The organism is Streptomyces sp. NPDC046876 (assembly GCF_040645035.1).
Taxonomy (GTDB): domain Bacteria; phylum Actinomycetota; class Actinomycetes; order Streptomycetales; family Streptomycetaceae; genus Streptomyces.
This window is the reverse complement of record NZ_JBEYXK010000037.1, coordinates 1-15,233: the sequence shown is the minus strand read 5'-3', so window position 1 is coordinate 15,233 and position 15,233 is coordinate 1. Positions and strand designations below refer to the sequence as shown.

Annotated in this window: 14 protein-coding genes; 6 read left to right on the top strand and 8 right to left on the bottom strand. The window is 71.8% G+C overall.

The genetic code is table 11. The features are described from left to right. Positions 1-79: 79 nt before the first annotated feature. Both ABZ924_RS20540 and ABZ924_RS20535 read right to left on the bottom strand, forming a co-directional pair. Positions 80-700 carry a carbohydrate-binding module family 20 domain-containing protein gene (locus ABZ924_RS20540; protein WP_361911462.1) on the bottom strand — a complete coding sequence of 207 codons (621 nt, stop codon included), beginning with the start codon at positions 698-700 and terminating at the stop codon, positions 80-82. A 179-nt stretch (positions 701-879) separates the two neighbouring features. Then, positions 880-2,127, bottom strand: a complete 1,248-nt coding sequence (locus tag ABZ924_RS20535; protein ID WP_361911592.1) for a geranylgeranyl reductase family protein — start codon at positions 2,125-2,127, stop codon at positions 880-882. A gap of 335 nt (positions 2,128-2,462) precedes the next feature. Between ABZ924_RS20535 and ABZ924_RS20530 the strand changes: the two genes are divergently transcribed. Next, positions 2,463-2,750, top strand: coding sequence for a hypothetical protein (locus ABZ924_RS20530; protein WP_361911459.1), 288 nt, complete (start codon positions 2,463-2,465; stop codon positions 2,748-2,750). Positions 2,751-2,805: 55 nt separating this feature from the next. Here ABZ924_RS20530 and ABZ924_RS20525 read toward each other — a convergent pair whose 3' ends face one another. After that, positions 2,806-2,973 (bottom strand): hypothetical protein, encoded by a 168-nt coding sequence (locus ABZ924_RS20525; RefSeq protein ID WP_361911456.1) that lies wholly within the window; start codon positions 2,971-2,973, stop codon positions 2,806-2,808. A gap of 252 nt (positions 2,974-3,225) precedes the next feature. Here ABZ924_RS20525 and ABZ924_RS20520 point away from each other — a divergent pair, with 252 nt between their 5' ends. From ABZ924_RS20520 to ABZ924_RS20505, 4 genes are all read left to right on the top strand, one after another. Beyond that, positions 3,226-4,101 carry a potassium channel family protein gene (locus tag ABZ924_RS20520; RefSeq protein WP_361911454.1) on the top strand — a complete coding sequence of 292 codons (876 nt, stop codon included), beginning with the start codon at positions 3,226-3,228 and terminating at the stop codon, positions 4,099-4,101. A 151-nt stretch (positions 4,102-4,252) separates the two neighbouring features. Further along, complete coding sequence (locus ABZ924_RS20515; protein WP_361911451.1) at positions 4,253-4,531, top strand: ABC transporter permease; 279 nt, start codon at positions 4,253-4,255, stop codon at positions 4,529-4,531. 33 nt (positions 4,532-4,564) lie between these two features. Continuing rightward, positions 4,565-5,332: a hypothetical protein gene (locus ABZ924_RS20510; protein WP_361911449.1), complete on the top strand. Its 768-nt coding sequence runs from the start codon at positions 4,565-4,567 to the stop codon at positions 5,330-5,332. 6 nt (positions 5,333-5,338) lie between these two features. Beyond that, positions 5,339-6,742: a hypothetical protein gene (locus tag ABZ924_RS20505; RefSeq protein ID WP_361911446.1), complete on the top strand. Its 1,404-nt coding sequence runs from the start codon at positions 5,339-5,341 to the stop codon at positions 6,740-6,742. Positions 6,743-6,833: 91 nt separating this feature from the next. Here ABZ924_RS20505 and ABZ924_RS20500 read toward each other — a convergent pair whose 3' ends face one another. From ABZ924_RS20500 to ABZ924_RS20485, 4 genes are all read right to left on the bottom strand, one after another. Next, positions 6,834-7,907, bottom strand: a complete 1,074-nt coding sequence (locus ABZ924_RS20500; RefSeq protein WP_361911443.1) for a M14 family metallopeptidase — start codon at positions 7,905-7,907, stop codon at positions 6,834-6,836. A gap of 10 nt (positions 7,908-7,917) precedes the next feature. Next, on the bottom strand, positions 7,918-8,238 hold the full coding sequence (locus tag ABZ924_RS20495) for a hypothetical protein (protein WP_361911440.1): 321 nt from the start codon (positions 8,236-8,238) through the stop codon (positions 7,918-7,920). A 67-nt stretch (positions 8,239-8,305) separates the two neighbouring features. Then, complete coding sequence (locus tag ABZ924_RS20490; protein ID WP_361911437.1) at positions 8,306-9,040, bottom strand: TetR/AcrR family transcriptional regulator C-terminal domain-containing protein; 735 nt, start codon at positions 9,038-9,040, stop codon at positions 8,306-8,308. 155 nt (positions 9,041-9,195) lie between these two features. Next, positions 9,196-10,209 (bottom strand): polysaccharide deacetylase family protein, encoded by a 1,014-nt coding sequence (locus tag ABZ924_RS20485; protein WP_361911434.1) that lies wholly within the window; start codon positions 10,207-10,209, stop codon positions 9,196-9,198. 218 nt (positions 10,210-10,427) lie between these two features. Here ABZ924_RS20485 and ABZ924_RS20480 point away from each other — a divergent pair, with 218 nt between their 5' ends. Then, positions 10,428-12,050, top strand: coding sequence for a putative glycoside hydrolase (locus ABZ924_RS20480; RefSeq protein ID WP_361911431.1), 1,623 nt, complete (start codon positions 10,428-10,430; stop codon positions 12,048-12,050). Positions 12,051-12,130: 80 nt separating this feature from the next. Here ABZ924_RS20480 and ABZ924_RS20475 read toward each other — a convergent pair whose 3' ends face one another. Further along, complete coding sequence (locus ABZ924_RS20475) at positions 12,131-14,743, bottom strand: tetratricopeptide repeat protein (RefSeq protein WP_361911428.1); 2,613 nt, start codon at positions 14,741-14,743, stop codon at positions 12,131-12,133. Positions 14,744-15,233: the final 490 nt, after the last annotated feature.

The window sequence follows — 15,233 nt, the reverse complement described above, 5'->3', positions numbered from 1 at the left end:
CCGCGGTCGGTCCCACACCCAGAGGGCGGCCTTCCGTGGACCGGCCGGAAACCGCCCGGAGCCGGCCGGCGGACCGCCGTCAGCAGTGGTTGACGGCCACGGGGTGGTTCTCGTACGGGCCGTACCCCGGGAAGGTGGCGGTCGCTGAGGGGGCGACCTCCCGGCAGGTCGACGTGCTGCCGTCGCGGTAGAGCACCTGGAGGGTGTAGGGGCTGCCGCAGCCGTTGAAGACGGAGGTGTAGCGCCAGGTCTCGGACCAGCCGGCACACGTGGGCGCTATACCGGAGGCCGGCGTGGCGGCGGTGAGCCGGAAGGTGTCGCGGGTGGTGACGGGGGCGTCGGCCCACGGGCGCAGGAGGCGGTTCGCGCCCTCCTCCCACGCGATCGTTCCGTCGGCCTTCTTCACCAGGTACTTGTACTCGACGGGGGAGCCGGAGGTGATGACGGCGTCGGCGGCCCAGGTGGGATAGCCGCGCGCATCGAGGGGTACGGCCCGTGCCGGATCCCAGGACCCGAGCGCCGGAGCACTGCCGACGGCGAACACCTGGTCGCCCCACTCGGTGCCGGCCGTGACCTGGAAGTGGATCGGCGCACCCGCCGGGACGTCCGCGGCGGCGGACGGCGAAGCGCTGGAGAGGAGTGCGGCGGCCAGCGCTGCCGTCACGCCGATGGTCGCGCGCCGACGTCTCGGTACCTGCATGGATTCGGGTCCCTTCGTGGGTGGTTGAGGAATGACCTCACCCTATCCACGCCTGCAAAAGCTTGCAGCAATTTTCAGAAAACTTCCCATGGCTGATGGCGCGCCACGCCTGAGGGCAGGCGAGGGCGACAGGAGGCGTGAAGCGTGGAGCCTGAAGCGGTCGGGCTCGAAGAGCCGGCTCAGCGTCGCGGGCTGGGGACGAGGCGGAGAAGGGTGTGCAGGACGGCGTCGACGGTGTCGTGGGCGGGTTCGTCGGACACCTGCGTGAGGAGACGGGCCAGGGTGTGCAGGAGCGCGGGGGAGGCCATGACCCGTGGGTGGAGGAGGGGCCGGAAGCCGTAGCGGGAGAAGACGAGGTCGGCTGCGAGGTTGCCGAGGCGGTAGTAGCGGCCCCACAGGCGGCGGATCTGCGCCGGGTACTGCTGCAGCGCGTGCTCGCGTCGCGGCCCGGCGGGTCGCGCGAGGGCCAGGACGATGGTCTCGGCCGCGACCTCCGCGGCTTCCATGGCCTGGGCGACGCCTTCGCCGCTCCAGGGGCTGACCATGCCGGCGCTGTCGCCGACGAGGAGCAGTCCGCCCCGGTACTGCGGGCGCCGGTTCAGGCCCATCGGCAGGGGGGCGCTGCGCAGCGGCGAGTCGGCGTTGTCCTCGTGCAGGCCCCATTGCGCGGGGGTGCGCCGGAGCCAGTGTTCCAGTGCGGCGCGCAGGTCGACCGGCCGGTGGTGGCGGTGTTGTGGCAGGGCGCCGAGGCCGACGTTGACGCGTCCGTCTCCGAGCGGGAACACCCAGCCGTATCCGGGCAGGTCCCGCCCCGTGCCGGGACAGCGCAGGTCGGCCCACAGTTCCAGGTACGGGTCGTGGGTGCGGGCCGGGCTGCGGTAGTAGCGGCGGGCGGCGGCCGCGACGGGCCGGTGCGTGTCGCGCTGCAGTCCCAGGGCCAGAGCCGTACGTGCGGAGGCCCCGTCGGCCGCGACGACGAGCGGCGCCCGGTAGCGCACCGGCTCCCCGTCCGGACCGCGGGTGGCGCAGACCCCGATGACACGGCCGGCCCGGTCGGTGAGCGGGGCCGTCACCTTGACGCGGGTGTGCAGGCGGGCGCCGGCGGTGCGGGCGTGTGCGGCGAGGAGGTCGTCGAAGTCGTGGCGGCTGCGCGTGAGCCCGAAGTCGGGCATGGTGCCCAGGCGCGGCCAGTCCAGTTCGACCTGCTGTCCGCCGCACACCCAGCGCATGCCCCGGTTGCGCATCCAGCCCGGGGAGTCGATGTCGATGCCCATGCGCACGAGCTGGTGGACGCCGCGGGGGGTGAGACCGTCGCCGCAGACCTTTTCCCGAGGGAAGTCGCTCTTCTCCAGCAGCAGTACGTCCACACCCGCGCGCGCCAGGTGCACCGCGGCGGCGGAACCGGCGGGTCCCGCGCCGACCACGATGACCTGCGCCTCCTCGCCGCCGGTGCCCTCCGGCGCCGGTCGGCTCGGGTCGGGGGTGCCGTCGTCGGCTGCGACATCGCGATCCGTGCTCACACCACCACTATGCGCGCCCGGCACGGAGACGACTGCGCAGCAGGGCCGAGAGTCCGGCGCGTCGTTCACCACGCTCCCGTGGCGGTGCGGGTTGGCGGCCCGGCGGCCGGGAAGACGCCATCCGGCGCACGCAGACCGCACCGCGCGGCCGGCGGCCGCCGGGGGGGCCACGGCGAGTGGCGGCCGCTCGGGCTGCGCACCTCCCGGGCAGCCACCCGGGCGGTACCGGAAAGGAGCACGGGATGAGCCGGCAAAAGCGCAAGGACAGGCACGAGGACGAGGACGCGTTCGCGCGGGCGCGCGACGAAGGGGAACCGGGAGCCCACTCCGGATCCGAGAGCCAGGCGCATGAGCGCACCGTTCCCGGTACGGCCAGTGCGCGGGAGGGCTACCACCGGGCGGGCACGGGCAGCGGCGAGCCGTTGAAGGGCGTCCGGACGGGCGAGGACCGGCCGGCCCGCGAGGGCGAGGCCGGGGACGGGAGCGGACAGCGCCGACGGGGCGGCGGTCCCGGATCCCCGCACCGGTGAGGAGACACCCGCTCGGGCCGTCGGCAGCGAGCCGACGGCCCAAGGGCGTGCAGGCTCAATAGCCGGTGTTGCCGTAGATCCGCTGGCCGTCGTACGTGCCACCTTGGCAGTACCAATAGCCGTCACTGTGCTTGACCGGGTAACCGTGGCCGTACTTGCAGTCCCCCCAGGACACCTGGGGTGTCGTGGCCGCTTCGGCCGTGAACGACGCCGTGGCGCTCATTCCTGCGAAGGCCAGGGTTGCGAAAGCCAGGCCGAGTGTTCGCCTTAGGCGCATGGCTTGCTCCTCTCGGGTTAGCCCGTTCGGGCCCTTCCAGCATGGCTGTGCGGCATGTCCGCGGGCGCGCGTGATTACTCCAAACGGGCGACCCCGGGGCACCCGAGTGGTGCCGGAGAGCCAGGGCAGCACCGCCCCGCGGGCCGTCCGGACGGTACGTTTCCCGAAGCGCCGGATGTGACGTGAGAGGTAAAGCCAGTGGGCTGGTTCGTCAATGCCGTGGGTTTCGTCTCGGTGCTGTACATCCTGCGGGACGTCTTCCACACGCTGTGGCACCCGACGCGCCACGGCGGGCTGAGCCGGCTGGTGATGTCGCTCCTGTGGCGGCTGACGGCCTCGCTGCGGGGCGGACGCCGCGCGTCCGGGCTGGCGGGACCGTTGGCGATGGTCACGGTGGTTGCCCTGTGGGCCCTGGTCGTGGTGGTGGGCTGGGCGCTCATCTACTGGCCGCACATGCCGGAGGACTTCACCTACGCCGTCGGGCTGCGGCCCGCGCAGCACGCGGACTTCCTCGACGCGCTCTACATCTCCCTGGTCCACGTCTCCACGCTCGGCCTGGGCGACATCGCGCCCGCCGAGGGCTGGCTGCGCATCCTGGCCCCGATGGAGGCCGTGGTCGGCTTCGTCCTGCTGACGGCGACCGTGTCGTGGACCCTCGGAATCTACCCGGCCCTGGCCCGGCGCCGCGCGCTGGCCCTGCGCCTGTGGCACCTGTCGTGCACGCACCCCACGACGGAACAGATCGACACCGACGCGGGAGCGGCGGTCATCGACAGCCTGGCCGCCGGAATCTCCGTGATCGCGGTCGACTTCATGCAGTACGCGGAGTCGTACTACTTCCACGACGGGGACGACCGTACGTCCCTGGCCCGCAACCTCGCGTACGCCGACAACCTCGCCGGCCAGGCAGCCGGCGCCCGGCATCCGGACGTCCGGCTCGCGGGCGCCGCACTGCGCGCCGCGCTGGAGGACCTCGCCGTCATCCTCGACGAGCGCTTCCTCCACACCAGCGGAACACCGCGCGAGGTGTTCGACGCCTTCGCCCAGGACCACGGCCCCCGCACCCGCCCGTGACCCGGGGGAGGGGAGCTGAGGGCCCGGCGGCCCTTGACCGCGGCATGTGCCCGCGCGGAGACTTGTTTACGTAGTACGCGTGCCTCGTAGGTGTACGCCGATCCCCGAGCGCCCCCTTCCGCGCGGGGCGCGTAACAGAGGGGAGGCCGCGATGGCTTTCCATGCCCCGCACGACCGCAACCCCGGCACCCTCCGCCCCCGGTTCTGGCTCGAGGTCGCCCTGGGAGCCCTTTCCGGGCTGCTCCTCCTCGTCACGCTCCTCTGGCACGACTGGATCGAGCTCCTCTTCGGCGTCGAGCCGGACGCCGGCAGCGGAGCCCTCGAGTGGCTCATCGTGTCCGTCACCGCTCTGGTCACCGTCCTGTGCGCGCTCTGCGCACGGATGGAATGGCGCAGAGCGCACCCGGCCGCCGCGCACGGCACGCGCTAGCGGGGACCGGACCGAAGCGAGAGGAGGACCGCCATGCCCGAGGACGTGAGGGACCTCATCAGGCAGGCACCGCTGAGTTTCGTCGGTACGGTCACCCGGCTCGGTGACACGCGGGTGGCGGACGTACCGGCCGACGAGCGGACCGCCGTGGTCAGGGTGGACGCGGTGCTGCACGCACCCGACGCCTTGAAGAACCTCGCCGGCAGCGAGGTCACCGTACAGCTGTCGGGCGAGCTCGACCTGCCGGCCGTCGGCGATGCGGCCGCCTTCTTCACCAACGAGGCGGTCTACGGCGAAGCCCTGGCCGTCAAGGAAGTCGGACGGGTGTCCCCGGACGTCGTCCGGCCCAACATCGCGCGCGCCGCGACGACCGCCGATGCGATGCCGTTCTCCGCGCTCCAGCGCGACATCGAGGACGAGGACATGGTGTCCCACGCGGACGAGGCGGACGCGGTGGTGGTCGGCGTGGTCGTCGGCCTGGAACAGGCGACCCGCGCGCGAGCGGGCAGCGGCGAGTCGCCGAACGTCACCGAGCACACGCCCGACTGGTGGGTCGCACAGCTCGACGTGGGCCACGTGGAGCAGGGGGAGCTCGCCCCGGGGCGGATCACCGTGCTCTACCCCAACAGCCGCGACATCCACTGGTACTCGGCTCCGAAGCCGAAGGCCTCGCAGGAGGGAATGTGGCTGCTGCACGCCACCGAGGGCGACCTGGCGGCGTGGGCCCCGTTCCAGATCGTCCACCCGGACGACTACCAGCCCGCGCAGAAGCTCGAAACGCTGCAGGCAGCACGGAGGTGAGCGGGCATGTCCACGCTCAAGGTCGTCAACATCACCCCCGCCGCACTGAGCGGCGACCGCTCGCAGGACGCCGAGCCCGACCTCGCCGTCAACCCCGAGGATCCCCAACAGATCGTCGCGAGCGCGTTCACCCTCGACCCGATGCGGGGCCCCCTCGCCCCGGTGTACGTGTCGACCAACGGCGGGGACACGTGGGTCCTGCGCAACATCGTCCCCGGCGCCACCTCGACCCAGGGCACGGGGGACCTCTCGATCGGCTTCGCGTCGAAGGGAGGAGCCCTCTACGCGGGCATCCTCAACGCCCGGGCCGGCCAGCTGGAGGACGTCCTGCGCATGCAGATCCTCCGCTCGCCGGGCATCTCCTCGACGGCACCCATGCAGGTCCTGGTCTCCCGGGACACACCGGACCAGCCGTGGCTCGTCGCCGGGAGCACCGGCGCCGGCCCCAGCCGCGACCGGGTGTACGTCGGCAACAACGACCTGGGACGCAGCCCCCGGTCCGCCGCCGTGGAGGTCTCCGACGACGCCCGTACGGCTCCGGCTCCCGCCGGGTTCAAGCACAACCGGGTCGAACAGCGCACCCCCTTCGGCCAGGACGGGCCACCGGTACGCATCGCGCTCCACCCCGACGGCACCGTCTACGCGGCCTACGAGAGCTGGCAGAACTCCGTCGACGTGGGCGGCGACATCTCGAAGGTCACGTTCGACGTCGTGGTCACCCGTGACGACGGCGGAGGCGTCGGGGTGAACTCCTTCCAGGACCTGAAGGACGCCGATGACTCGGCCATCGGCCAGCGGGTGGTGACGGACCGGACCGAGCGGTTCAACGCCGAAATGGGCCAGGAACGCCTCGGCGGCGACCTCGCGATCGCAGTGGACCCCACGGACGCGGCCAGTGTCTGGGTGGCCTGGTGTGACCGGGTCGCGGCGGAGTCGGGCTGCACCCTGCACGTACGCCACTCCACCGACCTCGGCCAGACCTGGTCGGCAGACGATGTCCGCACCGTCACCAACGGCAAGAACCCGGCGCTGGCCGTCAACACGGACTCCCTCCTCGGACTGGCCTACCAGCAGTTCAAGGACGGGCAGTGGATGACGGTGCTGGAGCTGACGGCCGACGGCTGGCAGACCCCGGCCGAACGCCACCTGCTGCACCAGGCGTCGGCCTCCGTGCCCGTGGCGCGCTTCGTTCCGTACATCGGCGACTACATCCGACTGCTGGCGGTCGGCCGGGACTTCTACGGGGTGTTCTCGGGCAACAACACGCCCGACCCGGCCAACTTCCCGGAGGGCGTGAAGTACCAGCGCCGCGCCGACTTCGTCAGCCACCAACTGCTCGACCTCGACAACGTCACGCGCGTGCCGCCGTCGATCGACCCGTTCTTCTACCACTACACCCGGGCCGCGTAGGCCGCCGAGGCCCCGGTCGGCCCCGGTCATGGTTGAGGCGCCCGCGCTGCGGGCGCCTCAACCATCCAAGGGGGACGGAGGGGAACCACCGTCACGTGGCGGCGGTCAGGCAGAACTGCACCAGGCCGGCGTCGACGTCGAGGACGATCTTCTTCATCTCGTTCCACGGCGGGTGGAAGCTCTTGCCCCACTCGATGGTGAAGGCCAGGATCCTCTCGCTCGACGGGTTGAGGATGTGCCGCGCATAGGCGTAGTCGTCGCTCGTCCCGCAGGTCGGGTACAGGTCGAAGGCGGGCTTCGGGGTGTACTCCTTGCCCCGTACGCCCTTCAGGGCCTTGCAGAACTGCTCGGCGAGCACTGCGGAGTCGTCGGCGTCGGTCTTGGAGAGGAACTCCGCGTAGAGCAGGTCGTCCCGCAGTCCGCGCTTGTGGTCGAAGTCGTGGTTGCGGAAGTTCCTCGTGGGGTCGAGGGACTGGTTCTGGTCGTCGCCCCAGACGTAGAGCATGTTCTGGGTGTAGCTGTGCACGTCGACGAACCAGCGGGTCCGCGGGTGGCCGTCGAGCAGCGCGCGGACATTGCGCGTCTCGGGCTCCGAGAACGGCCGGGGCCCCTGGTACACCTGGTCGGGGTCGGCCGGGTCGTCCGAGACCCTGACCGGGGCGTTCGGGTGGAAGGCCGTCTTGAAGTCGAAGAGGTGGTCGTAGTTGCGGTTGAGGTCGACCCCGATGGCGGCCGGGTCGCCCCCGGACTGGGCCGGGTTGCGGTTCCTGCGCCACATCGGGTCGACGGTCTGGCTGTAGTGCCGGCCGTCCGGGTTGACGAGCGGGAAGACGATGACGTCGAGCTCCTCCATGATCGTGCGCACCTGGGCGGAGGTGAAGCTCGTACCGCCGTACGCCAGGCCCGTCCCGCCGGCGTGGGCGTGCAGCAGGTCGGCCGCGAGGTTGAGCAGGATCTCGCAGCTGCCCCATTCGCGGGCGTGCGCGCCGCCGATCAGGACGACGGTGGGCTTCGGCGCCACGGTGCGGACGCCGATCCGCAGGGCGTGGCAGGCCCGGCCCTCGAAGGTGCGCTCGGGCAGTTCGACGAGGTCGGCCGTGTCGCCGAAGGCGGTGGCCAGGCTGGTCACTCCGGAGGAGACTTCGGTGATGTTCAGGTACGGCATGGCGTCCCTCCTAGGCGTCCTTCACCTTGAGGGCGAGACCCTGCGGAACCGCGTCCTGCGGTGCGTACCGGTCGCCCTGCCCGACCTCGGCCTGGCGGGCGCGGCCGACGGCGGCGGCGTCCTCGACGGTCGTGACCGTCACGCCGTCGCGCTCGAGGGCTTCGGCCTGTTCGGGGGAGACGTAGGCGTCGATGGTGAGACTGCCGTCCTCGGCCTCGTGGACGCGTCCGCCGACGTCGGGACGGGCCTCGCGCAGCAGTGCGCGGAGGGTGTCGGCGTCCTTGGCCGTGACCCGGACGCGCAGGACCGTGTACTCGTTCTCGTGGGACATGACGGGCCTCCTTGCGGCGCCGTCGGGTGGGATACGTACGCATATGAGCGATGTGTACGTCGTATCCTCAGCGTGCGCCTCCGCCGTAGAAGGCGTCAAGTGGCGCCTCGGGCATGCGGCTGAGGAGGCTGTCGAGACCGGCTATGAGCTCGTGTTCGTCGTCGTAATCGGCGAGTTTCGGGGCGAGCGCGCGCAGTCGCGGGTACTCCGCGGCGGGCAGCCGGTGCAGGCCGAGCCGCAGCATCAGGTCGGGCTCGTCGGGGTTGTCGACCACCTGGCGCTTGTCCACGAGCAGGCAGCCGAGGTTCCACGCCACGAAGGCGCGGTAGATCGTCAGCGCGGTGGCGTCGTCGAAACCGGCCCGGCCGAGGACGGCGAGGATGTGCTCGGTGAGCTGCAGCATCGGGGCCGGGCGCCGGGCCACCGGCACGCTGAGCGGACGGGTGGCCACCACGGGAAGGATCTCGGGGTGCGCGTGCACCACGGCGGCGAAGGCGCGGGCGATCCGCCGCAGCTCCGCCCGCCAGGCGGGTACGTCGGGCGGGACGTCGGAAGCCGTGCCGGCCGAAGTGCGCAGCCGGTCGTTCACCTCGGCGAAGAAGGCCTCGACGAGCCCGTCGAGCAGGGCCTCCTTGCCGACGGTGTACCGGTAGATGGCCATGGGCTCCACACCCAGGTCGGCGGCCAGCCGGCGCATGGTGAGCGCCGCGAGGCCCTCGCGGTCGACCAGGGCGACGGCCGCGGCGAGCACCAGGGGGCGGCTCAGGCGGCCCCGCCGTTCCGGGGTGTCCGGCTCGACCATGTCCGTACTCCCATCGCCCGGCGGTGCCTGCGCGGAGCCGACCGGGCTCCGTGCACGGAGGGATACGCCGTACATTTACTCCAGTATTGTACGAAACATCCCTGGATATCCGTAGGCCGCCAGAGGTCAGAGGTCAGAGGTCAGGGGTCAGGGAGTCAGTACGGCCTGGCCCGCTTCGCGAAGGCCGGCGACAGCTCGTTCTGCGAGGCGCTCGGGAAGGCGACGGTGTTCGGGTCGCCGTCCGAGACGTACCGGCTCTTCCCGGCGGCGAGCTTGTCCAGCCAACGCGACGAACCGAACTCGGCGTCCTCGTCGTCGGGTCCCGCCGAGCGGATCCGGGGGATCGCGCCGGGTGTGAAGGCCTTCGCGAACGGCGAGACCGACGGGTTGGCCCCGACGAGGTACACCCCGTCGTAGCGGTAGCCCGATCCGCGCAGGGCGACCCCGGCCGGCTCGGGCATGGCGCCGAAGGGCAGGGCGAGCGAGGTGACCTGCGTGCCGGGCGCGGCCTTCTCGATCGCCTCCTGGCCGGCCGAGATCGCCCTCGCGGCGTCCGCCTGGTCCAGAGAGCTGAGGTTCTCGTGCCGGCCGGTGTGGTTGGCGACCTCGTGGCCGTGCTCCTTCAGCCAGGTCAGGGCCTTGGCGGAGCCCGTGGCCGAGAAGGCGTCAGCGTTGACGAAGAAGGTCGCCACCGGCTTGAAGGCGGGGTGCTTCTTCGCCGTTTCCGCCAGGATGGCGACGGCCGTGTCCGGCGCCGGGGCCCCGTCGGCGCCGAGGCGCACCTGACTGTTGGTCGAGTCGTCGAACGTGAGGACCACGGGGTGCGTGCCGGCCGGGATGTCGATGCGGCCCGTCTGGAAGTCCCGTGCGGTCACCGGCACGTAGTTCTCCCGGGCGAGGCGCTCCAACTCGGCCCGGAAGTCGGCCGGGGTGCGGTCGTAGACGCTGGCCGGATCCTCGGTGAGCTGGTGGTACATCAGCACCGGCACTTGGCCGAGTTCGTTGGCGCCGACTTCCGCCGGCCTCTTGGCGGCGACGGGGCCGGCCGCCGCCGAGGACGCGGCAGCAGGGTGTTGCCCCGCGGCCGGCGACGGCCGCGCGGAACAGCCGGTGGCGAGCAGGGCGGCGGCGCCCGCGAGGGCGCCGAGCGGAACGAGCGGGTGGCGCATCGGAAGCAAGCCTCTCCAAGGCAATGTGTCGCGCCATGACTACCTGCGAGGGGTGCCCTCGTACCGCAGTGCCCCCTGCATGGCGTAACTGCCACGCCGGAGCCCATCGCGGCCGTTCGTATGAAATCCGAGCGGAGCGAGGCGACCGGCAGACGGGGCGGCAATGAATGGAGGCAACATCCGGCCCACGCCCACCCCACGGCACGAAGGACCTCAAGATGTTCCCCACACGCATAGCGCACTCGAGCCCCTCCCTCCGGCCCCGCCGCCGCGTCCGTCGCGGCGCCCTCAAAGCGACAGCCGGGGCGCTCGCGCTGGCCGGAGCCGGCGTCGGAGCCTGGACGTTCCTCGCGCGGGGTCCGGACATCCAGGGCGTGAGCGACGGCGCGGTCCTCGACGGGCGCGCGGCCGCAAAGGTCAGCGCCTACCTCGCCGCCGACGCGGCCGGCGACAGGAACAAGCTGCGCGCCACCCTGGACGGTGCGGCGATCCCCCTCACCACCGACGGCGCCCGCCTGAAACTGGCACTTCCGCACCTCAAGGAAGGCCGGCACACCCTGGTGGTGGCCGCCGGCGGCAGCCTCCCCTTCGTCTCCTCCCGCCAGGTCGTGGGCTTCAGCGTGGACACCACTGCCCCCGAGCTGCACGTGGCCGATCCCGTGATCAAGAACGCCGAGCCGGTGACCATCACCGGCAAGGCCTCCACCGACGCCCAAGTGAGCGTCAACGGCAAGAGGGTCCCCGTCGACAAGGCCGGGGCCTTCCGGATCAAGGTGCCGAAGGGCACACCCTTCGTCAAGGTCACGGCGGTGGACCGCGCCGGAAACACCACCACCAAGGACGTGTCCGCCCGGGGACGCCGTCCCATGGTCCGGGCCGCGCACATCACGGCCATCGGCTGGGGCGACGACACGCTGCGCGGCGACATCCTCGCTCTGGTCCGCAGCGGCAAGCTCAACGCCGTCGAACTGGACGTCAAGGACGAGGACGGTGAGGTCGGGTACGCCTCCCAGGTGCCGCTGGCCCGCCAGATCGGCGCGGCCAAGGGCTACTACGACGCCCGCAAGGCGATCGCAGAGATCCACGCCGCCGGCGCCCAGGCCATCGGCCGCATCGTGGCCTTCCGCGACCCCAAGCTCGCCTCGGCCTCCTGGGAGTCCGGCAAGCGGGACCGGCTCGTGCTGACTCCGGGGGGAGAACCGTACGACGGCGGCCACTACGGCGCCCTGTCCTTCACGAACTTCGCCGACCCCGCGGTCCGCAAGTACAATCAGGACCTCGCCGTCGAAGCAGCTCGCCTCGGCTTCGACGACATCCTCTACGACTACGTGCGCCGACCGGACGGCCCGCTGAGGGACATGCGCTTCCCGGGCATCGGTACCGCCACGCCCGAGCAGTCGATCACCTCGTTCGTCGCCGACACCCGGACCGCACTCCGTCCCCACCCCGCCTACCTCGGCGTCTCCGTCTTCGGCATCGCCGCGACCCGTCCCACCGAGATCGCCCAGGACATCGGTTCCCTGGTCAAGGTCACCGACTACATCGCCCCGATGGTCTACCCGTCCCACTGGGGGCCGGGGGAGTACGGCGTCGCAGAGCCGGACACGGCCCCGTACGCGATCGTGCAGCGTTCGCTCGCCGACTTCGCCCGCCAGGCGAAGGGCACGCAGACCGAGATCATCCCGTGGCTGCAGGACTTCTCGATGGGCAGCACCTACGGGCCGGCCGAGGTGGCCGAACAGATCAAGGCCGCGGCAGCGAACAAGATGAGCTCCTTCATCCTCTGGAACGCCGGGGCCCGCTACCAGGGCGAGGCACTCCAGCAGATCGCCAAGCACTGACAGGACCGGCCGCACCTGCCCGAGAGGTCGCCCCCGCACAGCAGTTCCGGGTGGCGGCCTCAGGCAGAAGGTTCCTCGGATCAGTCCTCGTCGGGCACGGCCACCGCGCCGTCACGACCCGACATCGCGGCGAAGTACGGATTCGCCGTGGCGGCTGCGCGTGCCAGCTCGTCGGCTCCGGTCGCGTCGCCCGCTGCCCGGAGGGCACGTACCAGGTCGTGTACGCAGGTGGCCTCCTGCCAGGCGTAGCCCCCGGCGGCGTAGATCGCCCTGGCGGCCTCGAGCTCTCGGCGGGCATCCGCTGCTCGGCCGGTATTGCGGTACGCGACCCCCAGCAGGTGGCCCGCCGCTGCCTCGGCGTGAGTGTCGCCGGCCTCACGGCAGGTGCGAACGGCGCTCTCCAGCAGCGGTACGGCCTCCTCGGGCCGGCCGGCTCGCAGGTCCAGCCACCCCAGATCGCGGAGGGTGTGCGCGTGCCACAGCGTGTGCCCGACCTCGGCGAAGACGGCGAGCGCGGCTTCGGCCTCCTCACGGGCGCGTCCCATGTCGCCGAGACCCGCGAAGAGGCGGATGCGGGCGTTGCGGACGCGGCCGGACCACAGGCGCTCACCGAGCTGGTCGAAGATGTGCAGGGCCCTCTCGTAGCTCGCGAGCGCGGCCGTGCGCTTTCCGAGCAGCCGCTGCACCCGGCCTTCGACGTACAACGTACGGGCTTCCCAGGTGCGGTCGCCCAGACGTCGAAAGCCGGCGGAGGATGCCCGCAACAACTCCCCGGCCTCCGGGAACTCCCGCTTGTAGGCCAGCGTCTCGGCAAGGGTGCGGCGCAGCCGGGCCTGGGCGCGCAGGTCCGCGAACTCCACGGCAATGGCGAGCGCCTCGCGCTGGCACGACTCGGCCTCCGACGGCATGCCCCGTGCCCGTTTGATCTCGCCCAGCATTTCCCATGCGAGGGCCAGGTGCCAGCGGTCGCCCAGCGCGCGCAGCTGCTCGACGGCAGCGGACATGTGCGCGGTCGCCGCGTCGTAGCGACCCTGCTCGCGCTCGATCCGGGCGGTCAGCGCGAGCGCCCTGGCCGCGCCGTACGGCCCGTCGGCCGACGCGTCACCGCCTTCCAGGGCCGCCAGGGCGCCGTCGAAGTCCTGATCGGCCAGGCGCAACGCCGCCCGGGCACGGGTGTGCGCCGAGTGCGGGCCCGTGCCCGGCGCGGCGAACATCGCACCCAGGTCCGCAGATGCCGCGCTCAATTCGTCAAGGAAGTAGGAGGCGCACTCGGCGATCAGAACCGCCGCCTCGGGCTCACCGACCTCGGCAGCCCGGGCATGCACCCACACCAGTCGCTCCGCCTCTGCCGAGAACCACTCCGCGGCGGATTGCCCTGCCATGTGCCCGGCAGGGGTCACGGACTCACGGGCGGCGATCTCGGGCGCCCGGACCGCGGCCAGCTGCAGGGCCGCATCCCGGTAGCCGGTGACGATCCTGCGCTCAGCCAGGCGGCGATCTTCCGGCGGCAGCTGCCCGTACTGGTCGCGGGCGAAGACCCGGACCAGGTCGTGGAGGCGGTACTCCGGTTCCGGGTCGGCGGCGCTCCCGCCCTGCTCCATGAGCGCGGTTTCCATGAGCTCGTCGAGAGCGCCGACCGCGGTCGCACCGTCCGCGGCGACCAGCGCAACGTGCCACTCGGCCAGCCGCCCGCGCGGCAGTCCGCCCAGCCCGCCCAGCACCCGCCGGGCGGGCTCCGACAGATCGCGGTGACTGAGCAGCAGACACGCCTGCAGACTGCTGTCCTGGTAGGCCAGCTCGCGCAGACGCGATCGCTCGTCCTCCAGCCGTGCCCTCATCCGCCCCAGGGTGAGGTCGCTGCGGGACTGCAGCCGAGCACCGACGATCTGCAGCGCAAGGGGCAGCCTTCCGCAGAAGTGGACGATCTCCAGCGCAGCGGCGGGATCCTCATGCACCCGGGACCGACCGGCGTAGTGGGAGAAGACGGCGAGCGCCTCGTCCTCCTCCGGCAAAGCGACCCGGATCTCCTGGCGATTGCTGATGTTGCCGCCCGTCAGGGCCCTGCGGCTGGTGACGATGACCGCGCATCCCGGCCCGGCCGGAATCAAGGGCCTGATCTGCTCGGTGGAATGCGCGTTGTCGAGGAGCACGAGCATCCGTAACCGACCGACCAGCGAGCGGAACAAGGCCGCTCGGTCACCCACGCTGCGCGGGATCTCGGGCGTCGCGACCCCGAGGCTGCGCAAGAAGTGCTCCAGCGCCTGGGCGCTGGAGACCGGCGCGGTGCCGTCGCCCTGCAGATCGATGTAGAGGCGCGCGTCGGGGAAACTGCCCTTGACCTGATGCGCGGCGTACAGGGCCAGCGTCGTCTTCCCCGTGCCGGCCGCGCCGTGGACCACGATCACCCGGGCCCGCCCCTGGGCCGGATCCGAGGTGCGCAGGGCCTCTCGGGCAGGTGCGACATCCTCCAGCTCGCTGCACAGGGCGCGGGCCAGTGCCGTTCGCCCGATGAGGACCGGCTCGGGCGCGAGCTGGTCGATGACCGAGTGATCGGCCTCGGCCTCGGCCCGGCCGGCGTCGGCCCTGCGCTCGGCCGTGAAGGTCAGAACGGCAACGGACCCCATGGCGGCGACCATGCCCCCGACCGCGTACTTCGTGGGGAGCCCGATGCCGAACAGGAGATCCCCGAGCATGCCACCCGAACTCGCCAACGCGAGGGACGCGGGGACCAGCCAGCGCCGCTGCCCCATACCTGCCCGCACTGCCGCCATCCGACGTAACCCCCTCGCGCCTTTGCGTAGCTGGATGATGTCATGACCGTCGCCGCCTGACACCCATGCCGACGCCGCCGAGCGCGGTGGCCGACGGCACCGGCGCACGGGCACCGGTGGGAGCTCCCTGGAACGGCCCGTACAGACCGAGATCCGGCCAGGGACACTCCCCAATGGGATACAAACAGCCACGGAAGGTGACATTCCGGCGCCTGGGCGGTGAGGCGGCCCACAGGACCTGCGTCACATTCGCGCCCGGATAGTAGGTCCCCGACCCGGCGGGAAACCCGCTCTCACCTGCCCGGAGAGCTACCGCCCGGCGGAAGCTCTCGCTCGCCGGCTGCGATGGGCGGTCGTAGAGGGGGGTCGTTGCCAGGGGGTTCGGGGGCTGGCTAACTGGTTGTCGTCGCAG

Excerpts from the sequence above, each read along its gene's own strand:
- ABZ924_RS20540 (WP_361911462.1), bottom strand. The coding sequence starts at position 700 with ATGCAGGTACCGAGACGTCGGCGCGCGACCATCGGCGTGACGGCAGCG.
- ABZ924_RS20530 (WP_361911459.1), top strand. The coding sequence starts at position 2,463 with ATGAGCCGGCAAAAGCGCAAGGACAGGCACGAGGACGAGGACGCGTTC.
- ABZ924_RS20525 (WP_361911456.1), bottom strand. The coding sequence starts at position 2,973 with ATGAGCGCCACGGCGTCGTTCACGGCCGAAGCGGCCACGACACCCCAG.
- ABZ924_RS20515 (WP_361911451.1), top strand. The coding sequence starts at position 4,253 with ATGGCTTTCCATGCCCCGCACGACCGCAACCCCGGCACCCTCCGCCCC.
- ABZ924_RS20510 (WP_361911449.1), top strand. The coding sequence starts at position 4,565 with ATGCCCGAGGACGTGAGGGACCTCATCAGGCAGGCACCGCTGAGTTTC.
- ABZ924_RS20505 (WP_361911446.1), top strand. The coding sequence starts at position 5,339 with ATGTCCACGCTCAAGGTCGTCAACATCACCCCCGCCGCACTGAGCGGC.
- ABZ924_RS20500 (WP_361911443.1), bottom strand. The coding sequence starts at position 7,907 with ATGCCGTACCTGAACATCACCGAAGTCTCCTCCGGAGTGACCAGCCTG.
- ABZ924_RS20495 (WP_361911440.1), bottom strand. The coding sequence starts at position 8,238 with ATGTCCCACGAGAACGAGTACACGGTCCTGCGCGTCCGGGTCACGGCC.
- ABZ924_RS20490 (WP_361911437.1), bottom strand. The coding sequence starts at position 9,040 with ATGGTCGAGCCGGACACCCCGGAACGGCGGGGCCGCCTGAGCCGCCCC.
- ABZ924_RS20485 (WP_361911434.1), bottom strand. The coding sequence starts at position 10,209 with ATGCGCCACCCGCTCGTTCCGCTCGGCGCCCTCGCGGGCGCCGCCGCC.
- ABZ924_RS20480 (WP_361911431.1), top strand. The coding sequence starts at position 10,428 with ATGTTCCCCACACGCATAGCGCACTCGAGCCCCTCCCTCCGGCCCCGC.
- ABZ924_RS20475 (WP_361911428.1), bottom strand. The coding sequence starts at position 14,743 with ATGCTCGGGGATCTCCTGTTCGGCATCGGGCTCCCCACGAAGTACGCG.